Origin of the sequence: Caloramator proteoclasticus DSM 10124 (assembly GCF_900129265.1) — a bacterium.
GTDB classification, from domain to species: Bacteria; Bacillota; Clostridia; order Clostridiales; family Caloramatoraceae; genus Thermobrachium; species Thermobrachium proteoclasticum.
Genome location: NZ_FQVG01000088.1, coordinates 1 through 5,116, shown reverse-complemented (window position 1 = coordinate 5,116; position 5,116 = coordinate 1). Strand labels below are relative to the sequence as shown.

At 32.3% G+C, this 5,116-nt stretch carries 7 protein-coding genes and 3 pseudogenes; all 10 read left to right on the top strand.

Translation table 11 applies throughout. From position 1 onward, the window contains the following. On the top strand, window positions 1–441 hold a 441-nt coding region (locus tag BUB63_RS12705; protein WP_143290295.1), incomplete at its 5' end, for an Rpn family recombination-promoting nuclease/putative transposase. A gap of 88 nt (window positions 442–529) precedes the next feature. Continuing rightward, window positions 530–850: a site-specific integrase gene (locus BUB63_RS13950; RefSeq protein WP_242947380.1), complete on the top strand. Its 321-nt coding sequence runs from the start codon at window positions 530–532 to the stop codon at window positions 848–850. 18 nt (window positions 851–868) lie between these two features. Next, complete coding sequence (locus tag BUB63_RS13945) at window positions 869–1,411, top strand: tyrosine-type recombinase/integrase (RefSeq protein ID WP_341465381.1); 543 nt, start codon at window positions 869–871, stop codon at window positions 1,409–1,411. Continuing rightward, window positions 1,411–1,793: pseudogene (locus tag BUB63_RS12695) on the top strand (JAB domain-containing protein). The gene BUB63_RS13945 and the pseudogene BUB63_RS12695 overlap by 1 nt, the downstream one beginning before the upstream one ends. Window position 1,794: 1 nt before the next feature. Further along, window positions 1,795–2,745 carry a DUF960 domain-containing protein gene (locus BUB63_RS12690; RefSeq protein WP_027309338.1) on the top strand — a complete coding sequence of 317 codons (951 nt, stop codon included), beginning with the start codon at window positions 1,795–1,797 and terminating at the stop codon, window positions 2,743–2,745. Window positions 2,746–2,972: 227 nt separating this feature from the next. After that, window positions 2,973–3,327: pseudogene (locus tag BUB63_RS14135) on the top strand (flagellin N-terminal helical domain-containing protein); the annotation flags it as partial. Between the two features lie 644 nt (window positions 3,328–3,971). After that, window positions 3,972–4,274 (top strand): annotated as a pseudogene (locus BUB63_RS14130) (flagellin); the annotation flags it as partial. Between the two features lie 66 nt (window positions 4,275–4,340). Then, window positions 4,341–4,517: a YjfB family protein gene (locus BUB63_RS12680; protein WP_073250313.1), complete on the top strand. Its 177-nt coding sequence runs from the start codon at window positions 4,341–4,343 to the stop codon at window positions 4,515–4,517. A 4-nt stretch (window positions 4,518–4,521) separates the two neighbouring features. Then, a complete protein-coding gene (locus BUB63_RS12675; protein WP_027309337.1) occupies window positions 4,522–4,713 on the top strand; it encodes a hypothetical protein in 192 nt (63 codons plus the stop codon). Window positions 4,714–4,847: 134 nt separating this feature from the next. Continuing rightward, the coding region (locus BUB63_RS13930) for an Rpn family recombination-promoting nuclease/putative transposase (protein WP_242947379.1) at window positions 4,848–5,116 on the top strand (269 nt) is incomplete at its 3' end.

Genomic DNA, 5,116 nt, shown 5'->3' with positions numbered 1-5,116 from the left:
TTAGAAATACACTTTTTAGAACTTAAAAAGTTGTACGATAATGAGATTCCAAAGGATGAAAATGACCCATTAGTAATGTGGATGGAATTCATAGATGGTAAAAGGGAGGTGATTGATATGATTTCTAGAAAAAATGAAGATATCAATTATGCGTATGACCTTTTAAAAGTTATAAGTAAGGATAAGGAAGCAAGAATGGCGTATGAAGCAAAGATGGCAGCATTAAGAGATGAAAAAACCAGATTAGTTGAAGCAAAAGAAGAAGGAAGAATGGAAGGAAGAAATGAAGGAATAGAAATAGGAATGAAAAAGGAAAAAATAAATGTAGCTAAAAATTTAATATCTTTAGGTGCTGATATGTCAATGATAATTAAAGCTACAGGACTTACTGAAGATGAAGTAAATAAGATAAAGTTAGAGATGAACAATCAAGTACATTAATTAAAAAGATAAATACCTTAAAAGAGGAAGTGGCAAAAATGCTGCTTCCTCTTTTTCAATTTAAGTAAATTATAAGGAGGAATAGACAATGGCAATAGAAATCCTTAAAGACTTCGAAGAATACCTAATCAAAGAAGGTAAGATGCAAAAGACCATAATCTCATACACAGGTGATGTTAAGATGTTCTTAGATTACCTTAAAGATAAGGGCATAGCCTTCAATGGTAATCTAAACCGTTTCTACATTACATCATACAAAGACCATCTCCTCAAAGAAAACTACACCATAAGCACCATAAATAAAAAGATAAATAGTCTAAATGCCTTCAACCAATTTCTAATTCTAAATGGACTTTGCCATGAAAGAGTGTTAGCTCCAAATAAAGATAAAATAAAAATAGCAAAATGAAGTGAAGGAGAAGTTGAAATATATTCAGATGAAGAAATAGAAAAGATACTCTTCTACATAAGCGATAATAACAAGGTAAGTCAAAGGGATAAACTAATAATCATGCTCTTACTCTTTACAGGAGTTAGAGTGAGTGAACTAGTAAATATAAAGGTAGCAGATGTAGATTTACTTTCATTAACACTAAGGATAGTAGGTAAGGGAGGTAAATACAGAGAAGTACCGATTAAGATAGAATTAAAGGATACCATAAAGGAATACATGGAAGGGGAAAGAAAGGAACATAAATTAAATCAAAGTGAATACCTGCTACTAACGCAAAGAGCAGAGAAGATTGACAAAGACACAGTAAATAAGCTCTTAAGAAAACATGGAAAGAAGCTAAACATCATCATGAAGCCACATAAGTTCAGGCATACCTTCTGCACAAGACTCATAAGAAAAGGGGTAGACCTAACTACAGTTGCAAAGCTGGCAGGACATGCAAACACACAAACAACAGCACAATTCTACATCAACACCTCAAGGGAAGATAAACAAAGAGCAATTGAACTTTTGTAATAGATATAAGAAAAATAAATCAACCAGAAGATGCAGTAAACCTTGTCAAAAACTTTCTTGAAGACAGTGACAGAGAAAAGCTCAGGCTCTGCTGCCTTGACACTAAAAACCAACCCTTAAGCATTTCAATAGTAAGCATAGGAAGCCTAAATTCAAGCATAGTTCATCCAAGAGAAGTCTTCAAAGCTGCAATTTTTTCAAATGCCGCATCAATCATACTCTTTCATAATCACCAATCAGGAGACCCAAAGGAAAGTGAAGAAGACATAAACATCACAAGGAGAATAAAAAAGAAGGAAACATCCTTGGCATAAACCTTCTTGACCACATCATAATTGGACAAGGCAAATACACATCATTAAAAGAGAAGGGAGTAATCTAAAATGTACAAACAAATCAAGGATAACATATACATAACAGTTGGCATACAAAGAATCATTCCACCAGACATACAAATGCTACTTCTAGACTTGTACAATAATCTTGAAGGAGAAAAAGATTACCTACAAGTATATCTCTTAAAGAGGGAAATACAAGATGGGAAAGTGGTACAAATAATAAGATATAAACAAGAAGTACCAGAATACAATGCTAAGTACATACTAGAATATAATGATGCAGTTAATGCAAAGGTATTCTTACAAAAGATAGCTGAGGGGAAAGATAGAGAAGTAATAGCTAAGGAGGTAGGCTATAAAAATTACAAGAGCATGGATATGTTTCTAAGAAGAAATGGCTACCATTGGGATAAGTACATTAAAAATTATGCTCTTCCAGATGAAGATGTAAAGGGAAATGTGGATGAAGAAATAGAAATAGCGGATATAAGAGCAAGACAAGTAATAAAACTGTTCTCAAAAGGTACAATGGATGTTAAACAAATAGCAAAGGAGGTTGGATTCATTGACCATAAGGAGCTAGCAGAATACATGAGAGTTAAAGGTTTCAAATGGGATGCATACATTAATAACTATGTTAAAAATGAAGATGTAAAAGAAATAGAAGATGAAGAAATAGATGCAGATGAAAGTACAATTAATTCTAAATTAATTGATGATGAATTCATAAATTACTTAAAAAAAAATGAGATAATCTTAAGAAGGTTAATTGAAGCAGAAAGAGATAAAGAAGAAGTGTTAACCATACCTAAATTTATAATAAAGGGGGTTGCAGTAACTAAATCAATCTACATGAAGGAACCATTAGCTCAATTAATTACAGATTACAGCAAAGAGAAGAAGGTAAATCAAAACCAAATTGTTGAAGTTGCATTAATTGAATTCTTTAAAAAGTACGGTTACAAAGCTGAAGTTGAATTAATTCTAAAAAGATAAAATCCATGAATTACAAATGTTGGTGTCCATTAGAAAACTTAAACATAAAATAAGCTAAAACAACCTAAAGATGATAAGAAAAAAGCTTAAAATAAATAAAAATCAACTAAAGAAGTAGCAATGTGAGTCTAAGAAGCCTTGAAAATCAAGGAATTTAAAGGATTAAATAATTTCAAAATTACATAGTAAAAATTGTTAAATATCGTTAGTTGGGAGTTAACACTTAAAACGCTGGAAAGTCAATGGGAAAGCTATCATCAGGTCTAAGAATTAACAGAGCTGGAGATGACGCAGCAGGTCTTGCAATCTCAGAAAAGATGAGAGGACAAATTAGAGGGTTTGAGCAAGCATCAAGAAACGCACAAGATGCTATATCACTTATCCAAACAGCAGAAGGTGCATTAAATGAAACTCACAGCATTCTTCAAAGAATGAGAGAACTTGCTGTTCAATCTGCAAATGATACGAATGTGTCAGAAGATAGAGAGGCAATTCAAACAGAAATTAATCAAATAGTGAGTGAAGTAGATAGAATTGCAAACACAACCGAATTTAATACAAGAAAATTGTTAAATGGATCAAGTGGGACTTCTGTTGCAAATGGTAATATTTTGGGTAGTGTTAATGTAACTTCTAATACTAAGCAGGAAACTTATACAGTTAATGCTTCAGCGGCTACATTAGCGAAAGCAGCAACTACAGGTACAAATACTGGTTCTACTGCATCTGCTACTGTAAAGGCTGCTGGTACATTAACGATAAATGGAGTAACAATTAGTGTAGGAGCTACTGATACTTATCAAATTCTTGCAGATAGAATTAATACATCTGTCTCAGGTGTTAAAGCTGATTTTACTGGTACAGGTTCTACATTAAAGATTTATACTGAAGACATTGGTGCTGATGCTAAATTGTCTATTGTTGCATCAGCGGATATAATACATGGTGTAGATTATTCAAATTCTACAAATCAAAATTATAGTGGTTCTAATGCGAGTGGCTTAACTGCAGCGAATTTCGGAATAGGTGCATTATTGGTATAAAATGGAAATAAAGTAACTGTTATAGGAGGAAATGCTGACTGTTTGAGCTTCGAATTAAAGAGCAATACAGCAGATACAACAATAACAGTAAATGGTTCTATTACGACACAAATTGGGGCTAATGAGGATCAGACCATGTCAATAAGTTTAAATGCAATGGCATCAAATAATTTAGGTATAGATAAATTAGATGTAACATCATATAATGGTGCCTCAGATGCTATAACTAAGATTAATGATGCTATAATTTCTGTTTCTCAAGAAAGAGAAAAACTTGGTGCTTACCAAAACAGACTTGAACACACAATAGCTAACCTTGGAACATCAAGTGAAAACTTAACAGCAGCAGAATCAAGAATTAGAGATGTAGATATGGCTAAAGAAATGATGCAATTTAGTAAAAAGAATATATTAACACAAGCTTCACAAGCGATGCTCGCACAAGCTAACCAAATACCACAAGGAGTACTACAAATATTAAGATAATAAATATACCAAAGGAGCAGAGAAAAATTGCTATGGCTCTTTTAATATAAGAAGGAGGTTCACACCATGGACATAGCTGCCCTATCAATAAGCCTAAACCAAGCAAAAGTAGCCCAAGAAACAAGCCTTGCAGTAATGAAGCTTGCAATGGAAACAGGAAAACAAACTGCTAATGAAACAGTTAAGATGATTGAAAAGAGTGTTGATCCAAACTTAGGAAGAATAATAGATGTAAGTGTGTGAAATTATGGATGATAAAGAAGAATTAATAAAAGAGCTTCAATGGGTAAAATATAGAATACAAATTCTTGATATGTTAGAGCAACGTTTATTAATAATGAGGCAATTAGCTGTTGAAGCTTTTGAAAATGACTTAAGTAAAGCTGAAAGAGAAGAAATAGGAAGGCAGATTCAAATAGATGTTAAACCTGTAGAATAACAAGGGGAAGGTGATGCTAAAAAGCAAAAGCCTTCCCTTTTAACATTTAAGCCAAAATGCTAAAGCTATATAAACAGTAGCATAAAATACAAAATCCTGTTAAAATAATAATAAGAATGTTGGAGGTAGATACTATGCCTAAAACTAAAAGGAATAAAGGAATGGATGTAAATAATACTAATATAATTAATACAAACTATGAAATAATACCACCTAAAATAGACTTTGTGTTTAAGCATATATTTGGTAATGAAAAGCATAAACAAATATTAATCTCATTCTTAAGTGCAGTTTTAAGAGTACCTAAGGAAGAGTTAGAAGGGCTTGAAATAATAAATAGTGAACTAATAAAGAATCATAAGAAAGATAAAAAGGGCGTACTAGATGTAAGAGTAAAAACAAA

Excerpts from the sequence above, each read along its gene's own strand:
- BUB63_RS12675 (WP_027309337.1), top strand. The coding sequence starts at position 4,522 with ATGGATGATAAAGAAGAATTAATAAAAGAGCTTCAATGGGTAAAATAT.
- BUB63_RS13950 (WP_242947380.1), top strand. The coding sequence starts at position 530 with ATGGCAATAGAAATCCTTAAAGACTTCGAAGAATACCTAATCAAAGAA.
- BUB63_RS12680 (WP_073250313.1), top strand. The coding sequence starts at position 4,341 with ATGGACATAGCTGCCCTATCAATAAGCCTAAACCAAGCAAAAGTAGCC.
- BUB63_RS12690 (WP_027309338.1), top strand. The coding sequence starts at position 1,795 with ATGTACAAACAAATCAAGGATAACATATACATAACAGTTGGCATACAA.